Annotated in this window: 14 protein-coding genes; 3 read left to right on the forward strand and 11 right to left on the reverse strand. The window is 56.9% G+C overall.

Going from position 1 to position 15,216, the window contains the following annotated elements; translation table 11 throughout:
* Positions 1-20: 20 nt before the first annotated feature.
* Positions 21-1,541 (reverse strand): TadA family conjugal transfer-associated ATPase, encoded by a 1,521-nt coding sequence (locus GRI91_RS00540; protein WP_160734701.1) that lies wholly within the window; start codon positions 1,539-1,541, stop codon positions 21-23.
* A 166-nt stretch (positions 1,542-1,707) separates the two neighbouring features.
* Between GRI91_RS00540 and GRI91_RS00545 the strand changes: the two genes are divergently transcribed.
* Complete coding sequence (locus GRI91_RS00545) at positions 1,708-2,607, forward strand: DMT family transporter (RefSeq protein WP_160734702.1); 900 nt, start codon at positions 1,708-1,710, stop codon at positions 2,605-2,607.
* Here the strand turns inward: GRI91_RS00545 and GRI91_RS00550 are convergent.
* The gene (locus tag GRI91_RS00550) at positions 2,543-4,102 is read right to left on the reverse strand and encodes an ArnT family glycosyltransferase (protein ID WP_337190292.1); all 1,560 of its coding nucleotides are present in this window, start codon (positions 4,100-4,102) and stop codon (positions 2,543-2,545) included. The genes GRI91_RS00545 and GRI91_RS00550 overlap by 65 nt on opposite strands.
* A 1-nt stretch (position 4,103) precedes the next feature.
* Positions 4,104-5,600, reverse strand: a complete 1,497-nt coding sequence (locus tag GRI91_RS00555) for an ArnT family glycosyltransferase (RefSeq protein WP_160734704.1) — start codon at positions 5,598-5,600, stop codon at positions 4,104-4,106.
* Positions 5,601-5,719: 119 nt separating this feature from the next.
* Between GRI91_RS00555 and GRI91_RS00560 the strand changes: the two genes are divergently transcribed.
* On the forward strand, positions 5,720-5,959 hold the full coding sequence (locus GRI91_RS00560; protein ID WP_237437572.1) for an HNH endonuclease family protein: 240 nt from the start codon (positions 5,720-5,722) through the stop codon (positions 5,957-5,959).
* A 195-nt stretch (positions 5,960-6,154) separates the two neighbouring features.
* On the opposite strand, the gene GRI91_RS00565 is transcribed toward GRI91_RS00560, so the two are convergent.
* The 7 genes from GRI91_RS00565 to GRI91_RS00595 form a co-directional block, all read right to left on the reverse strand.
* Positions 6,155-6,760 (reverse strand): hypothetical protein, encoded by a 606-nt coding sequence (locus GRI91_RS00565; RefSeq protein WP_160734706.1) that lies wholly within the window; start codon positions 6,758-6,760, stop codon positions 6,155-6,157.
* Positions 6,761-6,837: 77 nt separating this feature from the next.
* The gene (locus GRI91_RS00570; RefSeq protein WP_160734707.1) at positions 6,838-7,095 is read right to left on the reverse strand and encodes an ATP synthase F1 subunit epsilon; all 258 of its coding nucleotides are present in this window, start codon (positions 7,093-7,095) and stop codon (positions 6,838-6,840) included.
* A gap of 5 nt (positions 7,096-7,100) precedes the next feature.
* Entirely contained in the window at positions 7,101-8,558 is a 1,458-nt protein-coding gene (gene atpD / locus GRI91_RS00575) for a F0F1 ATP synthase subunit beta (protein ID WP_160734708.1), read from the reverse strand.
* A gap of 24 nt (positions 8,559-8,582) precedes the next feature.
* Positions 8,583-9,458 (reverse strand): F0F1 ATP synthase subunit gamma, encoded by an 876-nt coding sequence (locus GRI91_RS00580; protein WP_160734709.1) that lies wholly within the window; start codon positions 9,456-9,458, stop codon positions 8,583-8,585.
* 68 nt (positions 9,459-9,526) lie between these two features.
* Positions 9,527-11,056 (reverse strand): F0F1 ATP synthase subunit alpha, encoded by a 1,530-nt coding sequence (atpA, locus tag GRI91_RS00585; protein ID WP_160734710.1) that lies wholly within the window; start codon positions 11,054-11,056, stop codon positions 9,527-9,529.
* A gap of 13 nt (positions 11,057-11,069) precedes the next feature.
* Entirely contained in the window at positions 11,070-11,624 is a 555-nt protein-coding gene (locus GRI91_RS00590; protein WP_160734711.1) for a F0F1 ATP synthase subunit delta, read from the reverse strand.
* A gap of 173 nt (positions 11,625-11,797) precedes the next feature.
* Complete coding sequence (locus GRI91_RS00595; protein WP_160734712.1) at positions 11,798-13,387, reverse strand: S1 family peptidase; 1,590 nt, start codon at positions 13,385-13,387, stop codon at positions 11,798-11,800.
* A gap of 78 nt (positions 13,388-13,465) precedes the next feature.
* Between GRI91_RS00595 and GRI91_RS00600 the strand changes: the two genes are divergently transcribed.
* Positions 13,466-14,518, forward strand: coding sequence for a bifunctional transcriptional activator/DNA repair enzyme AdaA (locus GRI91_RS00600; RefSeq protein WP_160734713.1), 1,053 nt, complete (start codon positions 13,466-13,468; stop codon positions 14,516-14,518).
* A 58-nt stretch (positions 14,519-14,576) separates the two neighbouring features.
* Here the strand turns inward: GRI91_RS00600 and GRI91_RS00605 are convergent, their stop codons facing one another.
* Positions 14,577-15,212: a glutathione S-transferase family protein gene (locus tag GRI91_RS00605; RefSeq protein WP_160734714.1), complete on the reverse strand. Its 636-nt coding sequence runs from the start codon at positions 15,210-15,212 to the stop codon at positions 14,577-14,579.
* Positions 15,213-15,216 lie beyond the last annotated feature (4 nt).

Raw genomic sequence — 15,216 nt, forward strand, 5'->3', positions numbered from 1 at the left:
CGGGCTATTGGAATGCTGCGTTACAGGCAGGCTTCCAGATAGGCCTGATCAAACCCGAACATCCGCGCCTTTTCCAGCGTATAGGGACGGAGGCCCGAACTTGCATATTCGCCGATAATCTCGCCATCCTCGGTTTCATCGAGATATTCGAATTTGAACAATTCCTGCGTCACGATCACATCGCCTTCCATCCCGATAACTTCGGTGATGTTGGTGGTCCGGCGTGAGCCATCGCGCAGACGTTTCACCTGAACGATCAGGTCCACACTTTCGGCAATCTGGCGGCTGATAGCTTCCTTGGGGATCTTGATGTCACCCATCAGGATCATGTTTTCCATACGTCCCAGACATTCGCGAGGCGAGTTGGCGTGGAGCGTACACATGGACCCGTCATGGCCCGTATTCATCGCTGCCAGCAGATCGAAACATTCAGAGCCACGGATTTCGCCCAGAATGATCCGGTCCGGCCGCATACGCAGGGCGTTCTTGACCAGATCACCAATCGTGATGGCGCCCTGTCCTTCAAGGTTTGGCGGGCGGGTTTCGAGCGGCAACCAATGCGGCTGTTGCAGACGTAGTTCGGCCGCATCCTCAATCGTCAAAACGCGTTCGCCCGGATCGATCATCTTGGACATCGCGTTGAGCATGGTTGTTTTGCCCGAGCCAGTACCGCCTGAAATCACCACATTCATCCGGCTGGCGCCAGCGATTTTCAGCGCAGTACACATGGCATCGCTCATCGATCCGAAACCCTTGAGCATATCCAGCGTGATCGGTTTTTCGGAGAATTTACGAATGGAAATAGCGGTGCCGCGCAAAGAGAGCGGCGGCACGATGACATTGACGCGGCTGCCATCTTTCAGACGGGCGTCGGCCAGCGGTGTGGTCTGATCCACGCGCCGGCCCACCATATTCACAATCCGCTGAGCGATCTGGAACAGATGCTGCTCATCGCGGAAGCGGATGGTTGAAAGCTCCAGCTTGCCCTTGCGTTCCACATAAGTCTGGTCCGGGCCGTTGACCATAATATCGGACACATCCGGATCGCTGAGCAATTCCTCAAGCGGGCCGAAGCCTAGCAATTCATCAATCAGCACCTTTTCCAGGGCGAATTGTTCACGCCGATTCAGCGTAATTTTCAGTTCGGCCAGAACTTCGGTGATGATGGGGCGGAACTCTTCGGACAGTTCCTCTTTTGTCAGCGTGGCTGCGGCTTCGGGGTCAACCCGTTCCAGCAGGCGCGGGAGCACCTGCTCCTTGATCTTATGGACACTGCCTTCAAACCCGGTGCTTTCTGCCGGCGCTGAGGCAACGGCATTGGCGCGTTCTGCCAGGCGGGCGAGGGCTTCGCTCGCCGCTCCTGAGCCGCGTGAAGCACTGGAGGGGGCCGGAGAAGATGACTCGGCAGGAGCCGGTTCTGCGGCCTCATCCTTGGGAGCAGATTTGCTGCTGCCACCCTTCATGGGTTTGGCGACGCCAAAATTGGGGCGCGCGCCTTGCCTGAGGCCAGATCCTCCGTTCTTTTTTCCGAATGCGTTCATATTGTTTGTGGCTTTCCCTGCCATGCGCCCGGTTATTGTCGGTTCGAAAACGGTATAGAGACAAGATCAATAAAATGAAAACTTTGCGAAGTCCCTAATGTGTCACATGGCGCAATATCAAATATTATGACAAGGGCTGGGCAGGGGAAACAGGAGAGATCGCCAGATGGAGCATTCTGACCGCGCCGGCCTGCTTTTTGTGTTGGCAGGGTTCTCTCTGCTGGCGGTGGGCGATGCGATAATCAAGGGGATGACCGGGATGTGGCCGCCCACGGCGATGGCGGCAACGCGCTATATTCTTGGTGCTATCGGCCTCTCTGCTGTTCTGGTCGCGCGTCATGGCTGGCAAGCTTTATGGCCCATGCCGGTTGCACATTTGCAGTGGGTGCGGGGGCTCGCCGTTGCAACATCGAGCATCGCGATCTTCGCGGCCGTATGGTTGATGCCATTGGCAGAGGCGATCACGATCACTTTCACACAGCCGATGATAACCGCCATTCTGGCAGTGCTGTTTCTGGGGGAAAAGCTCAAACGCCAGACGATTATTGCAACCATAATCGCCTTTGTCGGAGTGGTGCTGGTGCTGCGCCCCAATTTCGTGGAAATCGGCCCCGCGGCCCTGCTGCCATTGCTCGCGGCGATCGGGATGGCTGTGCTGATTATCGCCAATCGCGCCACCATGAATGTGGGCTCTGTGCTGGCGATGCAGGCATATCTCTCGATTACGGCGGCCATCATCTTGTTTGTCGCCACGATTATCGGCCATTTCAGCGGTATTGCGGCCTTGCATATGCACTGGCCAGCCTGGCATGTATTTGCCCGCTGCGCGTTCATTGCGGTCAGCGCCACTCTCGCACATTGGATGATCTATCTCGGCACTACCAGAGCCGGGGCCTCAACCGTCGCACCCATGACCTATGGCCAATTGCTGATGGCGGTTTTGCTGGGCTGGATCTTTTTTGACGATATTCCTGATCTGGTCAGCTTCGCAGGGGCTGCCATCATTGTGGGTGCTGGTCTGTATCTCTGGTGGAGCGGGCGATCTCGCCGCGCGCCGAAGGGGTAGTCCTAGGTCCTTTGCGTATCCAGGCAGAGATGATCCGATGTTTGATACGCCCGCGCGCTGCAAGCCGATAATGCTTGTCGATCGCGGAGGAAACCAGCGCATCGCTTTTCGGATCATGCGGTGTGACAGGAATGTCGGCAGTCACGATTGCACCGGGGCTATCGGTCAGTATCCTTGTGATTTCTTCAGTCTGATCGATCCCTAAAGACCGAGATTCGAGCCTATTGTTCAGCAGATCAGGATAGATGATCGGTGTGGGTAAACAGCTATTTGTCAGCTGATACAGCGCAGTCGGGCCATCATAAACAAACAGGCAGTTCTCATTCTTGCCGATATGTGGGCGAATAGCAGCGGCAAGTTCGCGTATGGTCTTCTTTTCTGTTCCCACCGGCGCTGCCCGGGTGGGGATCTGGCTCTGAGATGTTAAGATCAGCAATATCAGCAGGGCAGGCACCAGTCCGAACGGACCCTTGCGGTTCAACATGGGCAGGCTCAGCAGTAATGCCGGTGGTATCAGCGCTGCAAAATAGAAGAAATAGGTCGTGCCCGACAGATAGGCGGTGATTATGCAGGAGATGAACCACCCAAACACCAGCGGATACAGTCCATCAGTGTCCTGAAGGCGTCTTGCCCACAGCAATCCAGGAATGACGAGAAGGGCAATCGGGAACCAGCAGGCAAAGACATTTTGGTTCCAAAATCCTGCAGGTGTACGATTGAAGAAAGACAGGAAATTGGCGAAAATATAGGCTTCTGACTGGCCGATCAGAAGATAGAACGCAAAGACCAACAATGTCGGGAGCAATCCCAGAAAAGCGAATTGAAAGGCCATTAGACAAATCTGCTTGATGGGCATGCCTTGACGGTAAAACCGCCACAGTGCGTAACCACCCAGAAAGAAACATTGCGGGAAAACCGTATATTTCACCTGAAGCGCGAGGCCGCCCAAAAGCATGGCGCCAGCAGCAGGGAATACGCCAAGGTGCCCCTTTTTCGTTTTGAGCAGGCAGACCATTCCAATCATGAGCAGGACGTGAAACACTTCGCTTTGTGCGGAGTGGACGGCATACATTGGCAACATGACGAGATAGAGGGTAGCCGCGATCAATGCGGTTGTTCCATCGACCAGCCGCGCCGCCAGTTTGTAAATGAGCCATGCTCCGATCGCGGCGAACAGCACGGCCAGCAGCTGATAGGCTATCGGGCCGGGCCCACTGATCCAATGGGCAAAAGCGAATAGAACGAACAGGCCGAAAGGTTTGCGATCCCAGAGGTCTACGAAAGGCAATTGGCCTTCCAGCATTTTTGAGCCGATCAGCGAGTAAAGCTGTTCGTCATAATCGGCGACCGGATCACCAAACCAATAGAACCGCGTTAGAAAAGTCACCGCCAGGATTATCGTCAGAACCAGGGCAGGGGGCGGTGTTTCAGCCGATAGACCTGTTTGGAGTACTCGCCGAGACCGCTGCAATTGGGGGGCTGAGGGCGTCGGCATGTCAGGGTTTCCCCTTCAATTTGTCGCGCCGCACCCAAGCATAGAGCATTCGGTTGTGGTGGTGTATCTGTGCAACCCGTTGATAATCTGTGGCGGTCGCCTTATGAATAAGACGCAGGCTCTCAGGATTCTGGGGCGTCACCGCCTCGCTGGCAGTGATGATGGCGCCCGGTCTCTGCGAGAGTATTCGCGCCACCTCGCCAGCCTGATCGATGCCCAGTGCGTTCGTTTCCAGCGCATTGTTAAGATGATCAGGATAGATGAATGTTGTCGGTAGGCAGCTTTCGGTCAGATCATATAAGCCGGTCGGCCCATCGAAGACGTAAAGGCAATCCTGTCGATGCCCGACATAAGGAGACGTGGCGCGTTCGAGCACGGCTGCTACCTGCCTGTCTTCCTCTGCCATGCGGACCCAGCCAATATTGTTGAACAGGGCCGCGTAAAAGTAGAGGTAGAGGAAAGCCGGAGCCCACCGAAATGGTCCAGCAGATCCATAAAATGGCAGACCCAGCAGCACGGCGCAGGGGATCAGCGCGGCGAGGTAATAAATATAGGTTGTGCCGGGCAGATACACGGTGGCCAGAGCCGCAAGGGACCATCCCACGAGCAGACGATAGGGCGCTGCTTGCGATGTTCCTTTGAGCCGCTTGCAGGAGGCCAGACCAGGGATGGCAATTGCCAGTAATAACAGCCAGCGATGTGGCTTGACGAAACCGGTTCGCCCGAGGGGGACACGATCGAAAAAAGAAATGAAATTGGCGAAGACGAAGGCATCCCATCCGCCTTGCGCCCAATAGAAGATTGCGACGCATATGGTAGGCAGAAGTCCGATTAGCGCAAACAGCATTGCCAGCGTGACGAGCCGAATCGGCGGCATGCCGCCGCGCCAGAAACGCCATAATGCATAGCAGCCGAAGAATATGCACTGCGGTAAAACGGTATATTTGATCTGCAGTGCCAGGCCGCCCAGAAGCATGGCAAAAATAGCGGCGCGAAGCGTGATCGGGCGCCCACCCCGGTAGAGCACGCATAGCATGCCGAGCATAAAGGGAACGTGAAATATCTCGGACTGGCTGGTGAAGATCGTGTATAACGGCATCAGCAGAAGGTAGAATGATGCTGCCAGACAGGAGCAGGCCCAGTCGGTGAGATATAGAGCGAAACGATAGGTGAGCCAGCTACCTGCAATAGCAGCGATCGTCCCCATGATCTGAATACCGATCGGACCAGGTCCTCCGATCCATCTGGCGATTGCATTGATCAGGAAAAGGCCGAAAGGTTTGCGGTCCCAGAGATCGACGAACGGCAGAGCGCCTTTCAGCATATGATTGCCGATCAGCGAGTAGAGCTGTTCATCATAACCGACAATCGGATCGCCATACCATGGCATGCGGCTTGCTACAGCCAGCGCCATCAGCACGCCAAGAGCGATGAGATGCAGATGCCAGGGGACGACCTTTGCCCCGCTGGCGTGTTGTGAATGAATTGGCGACCCCATTGTGATAATTCCCCTCCTGACCCGATTGGCGGAGATGTAGAGCATTTATGGTTAAAAAAAACTGCATCCAGGCGAAAGAGGACGGTGACGCGCGTTTTTGCTGGTTATGCGGCAGACGCATGGGGCAGCGCATTCATTGGCATCATACCGTACCGGAGTCCAAAGGCGGACGGCAGATCGTTCCGCTCCACCCGATCTGTCATCGGACGATCCATGCGAATTTCACCAACGCTCAGCTTGCGCGGATCGGCACAAACCGTGAATTAATTGCGCAAAATGAGATTGTTGCCAATTTTCTCATTTGGATTGCCGACAAGCCCGCTGACTTTTACGCGCCAACCTACGGAAAACGCGGGTAATTTTGTACACTCTGCCATCAGTTGCATGTAATGCAACACCACATGAGGTTTTGTCGTTTGTCCGAATCCGGAGTGATCGGCATATGGGGAGGGCCTTTCAGGCATCCTCTCCCAAACTATTACGGCCCGGTCATCTGACCGGGCCTTTTTTTGTCTAATGCAGATGTGCTGTGTGACGTCGGGTGTCAGCGAGGCTTAACCGCGCAGATCGATCTTCGCGGTGACGACGAGCTGCGGGCGCGCTGCGCTTGTCTTTGACTGATCACTGCGGCTGAGTGTCATGATCAGGCTGGGTTCCTGACGATGGCTGAATTTTGACGTCAGCATGCCGTCGTCACTGAACTCATCGACCAATTGCCAATTGCGAGAAAAATCTGCGGAAGACATCAGCGCGGCGACGGTGGGCTGCAGATCAACTTCGCCGCCTCCCGTGATGTGGCACATGGGCACATGGTCGGACACGACCAGAAAATATCCGGCATCCTTTGTCGCATTGATGCGCCAATAATGATTGGCCACCCGAAGATTGCGCGGAGGCTGAGCCGATTCGGGAATGGAATCCACCAACCCCATGCGATCGCCCAAAGCGACATTTTCCATGAAGGGCTCAATCCCGTCAGTCCAGCTGGCGGGATTGAGAACCCATTCCTCACAGCCCTGAATTGCGCCCTCCAGGCCGCTTTCGAGCGGCTGCTGCGGGGCAGCAGGGGGAGCGAGAGTCAGGCTCGCTGCGAGCACAATGGGGCTAAAAAACATGGCATCCTCTCCGTTGATCGTGTTTTCCCGATCATTGGGTGCCATCCTACGTTTATTCTTGAGCTACACAACAAAAAAAGGGCCGCCAAATGGCGACCCTTTAATTTGCTATGGCAGTTGGTTCAGTCTTCAACATGCTCCGCGAGCAGTGTCAGACCTGCTTTGCCTACTTCAGCGAAGCCACCGCGGACCTGAATTTCTTCAGGTTGAGCGCCAGCCGCTTTGAAAATCTGCACCGCGCCATCGGCGATTGTCGACATGAAAGGGGCGTGGCCTTCCAGTACGCCGAACTCGCCTTCCGTGCCCGGAACGACGACCATATGGACTTCTTCCGAGCGGACCAGCTTGGCCGGGGTGACCAGTTCGAAGTGGAGTGCCATCGAGCTTACGCCTCTTCTGCCAGCTTTTTGGCTTTTTCGATCGCTTCATCGATGCCGCCAACCATGTAGAAGGCTGCTTCGGGAAGGTGATCATATTCGCCTTCGACCACGGCCTTGAACGATTTGATCGTATCTTCGATCTGCACGAACTTGCCCGGAATGCCGGTGAAGACTTCAGCCACGTGGAAAGGCTGCGACAGGAAGCGCTGGATTTTACGAGCGCGCTGCACGGTCAGCTTATCTTCTTCGGACAGTTCGTCCATCCCGAGAATGGCGATGATGTCCTGCAGTGACTTATACTTCTGCAGCGTTTCCTGAACGTTACGAGCGGTCTCGTAATGCTCCTGGCCCACGACGCGCGGTTCGAGAACGCGGCTGGTGGAATCGAGCGGGTCAACCGCGGGATAGATGCCGAGTTCCGAAATCGCACGGTTAAGCACGGTCGTCGCATCGAGGTGGGCAAAGGACGTTGCAGGTGCCGGGTCGGTAAGGTCATCGGCCGGCACGTAAATGGCCTGCACCGAGGTGATCGAGCCCTTGTCCGTCGAGGTAATGCGTTCCTGCAGCTGCCCCATATCGGTGGCGAGCGTCGGCTGATAGCCAACGGCCGAGGGAATACGGCCGAGCAGGGCGGACACTTCGGAACCAGCCTGCGTGAAGCGGAAGATGTTATCCACGAAGAACAACACGTCCTGGCCTTCCTGATCGCGGAAATATTCCGCCATCGTCAGGCCCGACAGGGCAACGCGCGAACGAGCGCCCGGGGGTTCGTTCATCTGGCCATAGACCAGAGCCACTTTGGAGCCTTCGGAAGTTGCATTGCCTTCATCATCCTTAGCGATGACGCCGGCGTCGAGGAATTCGTGATAGAGATCGTTACCTTCACGGGTACGTTCACCAACACCGGCGAAGACGGACACGCCGCCATGGCCCTTTGCGATGTTGTTGATCAGTTCCTGAATAAGAACGGTCTTGCCCACGCCGGCGCCGCCGAACAGGCCGATCTTACCACCACGCGCATAAGGCGCGAGAAGGTCGATAACCTTGATGCCCGTTACCAGAATGGCAGCTTCGGTGGACTGCTCCACGAAACTCGGCGCTTCTGCGTGAATAGGCGAGCTCAGTTCTGCGCCAACCGGGCCGCGTTCGTCGATCGGTTCGCCGACGACGTTCATGATGCGGCCGAGTGTTTTCGGGCCGACCGGAACGGTGATCTGCTTGCCAGTGTTCGTCACGGGCTGGCCGCGGGTCAAGCCGTCAGTGCCGTCCATGGCGATGGTGCGAACGGTGTTCTCACCCAGATGCTGTGCCACTTCGAGCACGAGACGCTGACCGTTATTATCGGTTTCCAGCGCGGTGAGGATCGACGGCAGTTCGCCATCGAAGGTCACGTCGACAACAGCGCCGATGACCTGGCTGATCGTGCCATTGGTGGTCTTGTTTAACACGGGGGCAGTAGCCATGACTTTGTCCTTGCTTTCTATGCCTTAGAGCGCTTCGGCGCCTGCAATAATTTCGATCAGTTCAGTGGTAATCGCGGCCTGACGGCTGCGGTTATACTGAATGGTGAGGTCGCTGATGAGGTCGCCCGCATTGCGCGTGGCATTGTCCATCGCGGTCATCGATGCGCCCTGTTCGGATGCTGCGACTTCCAGCAGGCCGCCGAAAATCTGCGTCTTGATGTAGCGGGGAAGCAATTCCTCAAGGATTTCTTCTTCACCCGGTTCATATTCAACGACCGCATTGTTTTCGGTTTCCGCCACTTCAGGAGTGGGGACCGGAACCAGTTGCTGCACCGTTGGATCCTGCACGAGCGCAGATTTGAACTTGGGATATATGAGATGGGCGACATCGAATTTGCCCGCATCATACATTTCCAGCACTTCATCCGCGATCGCTTCGGCTTCTTCGAAACCGGGGGTGCGAACCGTGGATGTGTCGAAGTTCTGGCCGATCAGTTTGGGGAAGTTGCGCTTGAGCGGCGCACGGCCCTTCTTGCCGACGAGATAGAATTCGACCTGCTTGCCTCCGGCCAGCAACTCGCGGGCCTTGAGCGCAGCGGCGCGAACGATGATGGCGTTGAGACCGCCGCAGAGCCCCTTATCCGTATTGACGACAACCAACAGGTGCCGTTGATCCGAACCGGTGCCGGCGAGCAGTTTGGGCGCATTGTCCTGACCAGCAAGCGTACCTGCCAGACTGCCCATGACCTTCGCCAGACGCTCCGCATAGGGGCGTGCAGCTTCGGCAGCAGCCTGCGCTTTGCGCAGCTTGGCCGCGGCGACCATCTGTTTGGCCTTCGTGATCTTCTGGGTCGATTTGACCGAGTTGATCCGACCTTTGAGTTCCTTGAGCGATGCCACTCTTGTTTCCTTCCCCTTTCGTCACCCCCCGGTTGAGGGATGACGAAGATGGATGATCCTCTGCGGTCTTACGCGAACTGCTTGGAGAAAGCGTCGAGAGCTGAAACGGTGCGGTCTTTCACATCGCCTTCAAACTTCTGGCTTTCACGAATGTCCTTCAGCACATCACCATGCTGCGAACGCATGAAGGACAGCATTTCGGCTTCATATTCGGTCACGCGGCCAACCGGGAGTTTGTCCAGATAGCCATTGGTGCCGGCGAAGATCGAAACGGTCTGTTCTTCAAAAGGCAGCGGCGAGAATTGCGGCTGCTTGAGCAGTTCGGTCAGACGCGCACCGCGGTTAAGCAGCTTCTGCGTTGCCGGGTCGAGATCCGAACCGAACTGAGCAAAAGCAGCCATTTCGCGATATTGCGCGAGTTCGAGCTTGATCGAACCAGCGACCTTTTTCATCGCCTTCGTCTGCGCTGCACCGCCCACACGCGAAACCGACAGGCCGACGTTAATAGCCGGACGGATACCCTGATAGAACAGGTCGGTTTCAAGGAAGATCTGACCGTCGGTGATCGAAATCACGTTGGTCGGAATATAGGCGGAAACGTCGCCGGCCTGGGTTTCAATGATCGGCAGAGCGGTCATCGAGCCCGAACCATTGGCTTCGTTCAGCTTGGCAGCACGTTCGAGCAAGCGGCTGTGCAGATAGAACACGTCACCCGGATAGGCTTCACGGCCCGGAGGACGACGCAGCAGCAGCGACATCTGACGATAGGCATTCGCCTGCTTGGAAAGATCGTCATAAACGATCAGCGAATGCATGCCGTTATCGCGGAAGAATTCACCCATCGCGCAACCGGTATAGGGTGCGAGATACTGAAGCGGAGCGGGTTCCGATGCGGTTGCGGCAACCACGATCGAATATTCCATCGCGCCGTTTTCTTCGAGCTGACGAACGATCTGCGCAACGGTGGAGCGCTTCTGGCCCACGGCAACATAGATGCAGTAAAGCTTCTTGCTTTCATCATCGCCCGCATTGGGGCCCTTCTGATTGATGAAGGTATCGATGGCGACAGCGGTTTTACCGGTCTGACGGTCACCAATGATCAGCTCACGCTGGCCGCGGCCAACCGGAACCAGAGCGTCGATGGCCTTGAGGCCGGTCTGCACAGGTTCGTGAACCGATTTACGCGGGATGATGCCCGGTGCCTTGCTTTCAACACGGGCGCGCTGATCGGAAACGATCGGGCCCTTGCCGTCAATCGGGTTGCCCAGCGCGTCAACAACGCGGCCCAGCAGGCCCTTGCCAATGGGAACGTCCACGATGGTGCCGGTCCGCTTGACGCTGTCGCCTTCTTTAATGTCGGAGTCGGTACCAAAGATAACGACACCGACATTGTCGGCTTCCAGGTTCAGGGCCATGCCCTGAATGCCATTGGCGAATTCAACCATTTCACCGGCCTGGACTTTGTCGAGGCCATGGATGCGGGCGATGCCGTCACCCACTGAAAGCACGGTTCCGACTTCGCTGACTTCGGCTTCTGTACCGAAATTAGCGATCCGGTCTTTAATGACCTTGGAGATTTCTGCGGCGCGAATTTCCATTTTCAGCCTTTCATCAGCCCTTCATCGCTTGGGCGAGAGAATTGAGACGAGTGCGGATCGAATTGTCGATCCTTTTGGAACCGATGGTAACGACCAGGCCGCCAAGCAGCTCAGGATCGACACTGGTCCGAAGTTTAACATTGCGACCTTCGCGTGCCTTCAGCTTTTGCTGAAGTGCCGCCAATTGTTCTTCCGTGAGCGCATGGGCACTGGTCACCTCGGCGGTGACCTCTCCGCGCTGTGCGGCGGCAATGGTTGCAAAGGCGCGAATCATGGCCGGCAGTTCAATGATCCGGCGATTCTCGGCAAGAACGCCGAGAAAATTACGGGTCATGTCACAAAGGTCGAGATGCTCCCCGATACCGCACATGACATTGCCGAGCTGAGCACGACTGATTTCTGGGTTGCGAATAAGGGCGCGCAACTCGTTCGATTCGACGAGTGCGGCCTGCAGCCTGTCCAGATCACCTTCCACGGCGGTCACAATGCCAGCCTCGGAAGCTAAATCGAACAAAGCGGACGCATAGCGCCCGGCAAGACTGGCCTGGATACCGGCGGAAAGCTCCACGCGTGAAGGTCCTCTCAAGTCCGAAGGAACGGAAAACGAAGTTTTGCCAATAAGAGCATGCTTTTGCAGCCCCCCGGCAAAGCTGGCGCGCGACTACCATCGGGTGCGGGGATATGCAAGCCAAACGGGGTCTTTACTGTCATGCTTCTGTCTCAGTCATCGTAAAAAGATCCTCATTCGGATTTGTCAGTGCAACTATATACCAGCCGTTCATTGGGCTGATCTGGCAATAGCGAGATGACACGGTCCTGGCTGGCACCGACTTCACGAGCCGCGTCCAGGCCGCCGCATTCCGGCGTTTGATAGTCGCCGCGCGCTTCGCGCGCCTTGGCGAGATCATCACGGCCCAACAAATAGCGATCCATCGAATATTTGCCCGATTGCGGATCAAAGCGGCTGATCGTCACGGCTGCTTCGGATGACGGCACAAAAACGCGCGACCATTCGCCATTGGACAATCCATATTGGGTCCGCTCATTGACGCAGCCATTGTCGTTCCATTTGAAATCAAGCGAATCATTCGCACTGCCGGTAATACGGCTGCGCGAAACATCGAGCGTGCATTGCTTGGTGACTTGCTGCGCCGTATCGCCGGCCGGGATCACGCCCGTATCTTCTTCCGCCTCCATCTCCGCTCTCAGGACGCGTTCGACACGGTCCTGTGCAGAAGAGAAGTCAGGCCGGGAGATCCAGCTGATCATGGCGCCGACAACGGACAATATCGTGATACCGCCGGCGATCGCTACGGCGCGGCGTTTGCCTTCGCGGTGCGACAATACAGCATAGCCGCCGCCGCCCAATGCGATAATCAGCAGCAGCAGAGCGATGGCCATCCCATCCTCCCGCTCTGATATAAGAGTGTAGTTCACGGTGCGGCGGATTTCATCGCGGCGGTGAGCCAGTGCGGCCTCTGCCTGATTGGCCTTTTGCTGAGCCATCATCTGCTCGCGCTGCGCTCGCTGGCGTTCTTCCTGATTAAGGTCGGCCAGACTGCGGCAGGCAAGGCCGTTGGTTTTGGGTGAAACGTCATTGGCGCGCAGGAAGGGCAGCAATTCGCGCGTGGATACGGCAAAGAAGAACTCCGCATCCGCGCCGCCGCTTTCCGCGCCGAAGCTGTTCACGCCGATAACGCGGCCACATTCATCCAGCAGTGGCCCGCCGCTGTTCCCGCGCGCGATGGGGGCCGTATGCAGCAATGTATCAAAATCGCGGCTTGGTCGGCGGCCAGACAGGAAGCCGGTGCTTTTTACCGGCGGGGTAGAGTGGAAGATGTCTTCCATATTCAATCCCTGCGCCCGGTCCACATTCATAGGATAGCCGACCGATACGACCGGGCCGCTGTCGGCGCCATTTCCCGATGCGATCGACAAAGGTGGCAGGTTCAGCGGGCTGGTCGTTTCGATAAGCGCCAGATCATTGCGCGGTGAAACGGAGATCAATCGGCCATAAACGGCATTTTCACCATCCGCCGGAACGATACCGATCGACAGGCTGGGGTCATCCACCGCTTCCTGCACGACATGGGCATTGGTGATAATTCGTTCGGGGGAAACGGCGAAGCCGCTGCCATGCGACACGGCATACACTTCATCCCCGTCATCGCCGACGATGACGACCCGGACCACACCGCGCGCTGCCGCATTAATATCGGCCGGGTCCGCATGGGCGGGCATGATGGGAGCCGCCGCCGCCAGAATCGCGATGCAAGCGATCAGCAGATGGGTGACAATGCGGGTATGCCGGGCGGATAATTGAGTAACCATCTGGCCCCTTTCGCCGTCTGCGGCTTTAAGTGCAAGAAACGGGAGGCAATTATTTCTGCCCGCCCTTACTATAGAGCCATGACTGCGCAAGATAACCCTATCAGCGAAAGCCAAATGGCCGAGGCGTTCCGGCAGCGCGACCGCAGCTGGGACGGGCGCTTCGTGGTCGCGGTGCGCACGACACATATATATTGTCGTCCATCCTGCCCTGCACGTCGGCCAAAGCCTGAAAACACCCGGTTTTATTCAAGCGCGGAAGCCGCGCGGCAGGCAGGCTACAGACCGTGCAAACGCTGCCGCCCGGATGACTTCGCACGCGACAGGAAGGCGGTGATGGATGTCATCAGCTGGCTGCGTGATGCAGAGACCGCGATGCCGCTGGATCAGCTGGCCGAGCGAACCGGCTATTCGCCTTCGCATTTGCAGAAGATATTCAAGACCAGCATCGGCCTGTCCCCTGCGGCCTATGCGCGTGCGCTGCGAGTTGAAAGAGCGCGCGCGGAATTGAGGAACGGCAAAAGTGTGAGCGATGCAATCTATGCGGCGGGGTTCGAATCGCCGTCGCGCTTCTACGAGAATATGGACGGGAGATTAGGGATGACACCTTCTATATGGCGCAAGGGTGGGGAGGGGATGACGATCAGATGGGTTGAGGCTCCCACAACGCTCGGCCCCGTGCTTATCGCGGCCAGCGAAAAGGGTGTATGCCGGGTCGCGTTCAATACGCCGCCCGAGGATCTGACCCGTCTGTTTCCCAAGGCGACGATTGTTGAAGGCGATGCAGATTTTGCGGATTTGTTCCAGCGCGTGGTTGCGGCGGTGGAGAATCCGGGCCGGTCGCATGATATTCCGCTGGACGTGCAGGGCACCGTTTTTCAGGAGCGGATCTGGGCGGAACTGTGCAAGATCCCACCCGGTGAAACCCGCAGCTATGGTCAACTTGCCGCCGCCAGTGACAAGCCGGGCGCATCGCGAGCAGCGGGGTCTGCCAATGGCGCAAACCGTATCGCCGTGCTGATACCCTGTCACCGCGTTATTCGCGCTGATGGATCGATTGGCGGCTATGCCTTTGGTGAGGAGATAAAGCGCGAATTGCTGCGGCGTGAAAATTCAGCTCAGGACGATGGTTGAGCGGGCAGGAACGGGGGCGTGACTTCGCTTAAACCTGTGAACCCACCCCAAGATTTGCTCAGGTCAAATTGGGTTCCAGCCCCGGCTCTGCTTTTTCCATGGCTTTGCGGTAGGCGGCGCGCGCGCCGATACGCTGCAGATAGGCGCGCGTATCGGGCATATTATCCAGTGACTGCCCGCTGAAATGACGCCCGGTCGTGAGGCAGAACACCATCATAATGTCCGCAGTGGTCAATTGACTGCCGCCAAAGAACTCTGCTTCGCCCAAGCGGTGTTCGATCAGATGGCTGCACTTTTTCATCCGGTCGGCGATGAAGTCCGCTCTGGGATTTTCGCCCTCTCCGCCTTGAAGGACCAGTCCGGCTATCGCCGTTGCCATCATCGTGCCGTTGGAGAAATGCAGCCAGAACAGATGATCGGCGAAATCGGGATGGTCAGAATCGAGCGATAATTTTCCGCCGCCATGGATGGCATCGATATATTCCACGATGGCGCCGCTTTCGCCCAGCATCTGGCCATTGTCTTCGATTACGGGAGCAATTCCCATCGGGTGAAGCTGTTTATAGCTGTCAGGTGCCAGCCGGTTATCGGCTCGCCGATCATAGAGTTTCAGTTCGTAATCAAGGCCCAGTTCTTCACACAGCCAAACGATGCGTTCGGATTGGGACATTCTCAGATGATACACGGTCAGCATGGTT

This window comes from Altericroceibacterium endophyticum, assembly GCF_009827595.1.
Classification (GTDB): Bacteria; Pseudomonadota; Alphaproteobacteria; order Sphingomonadales; family Sphingomonadaceae; genus Altericroceibacterium; species Altericroceibacterium endophyticum.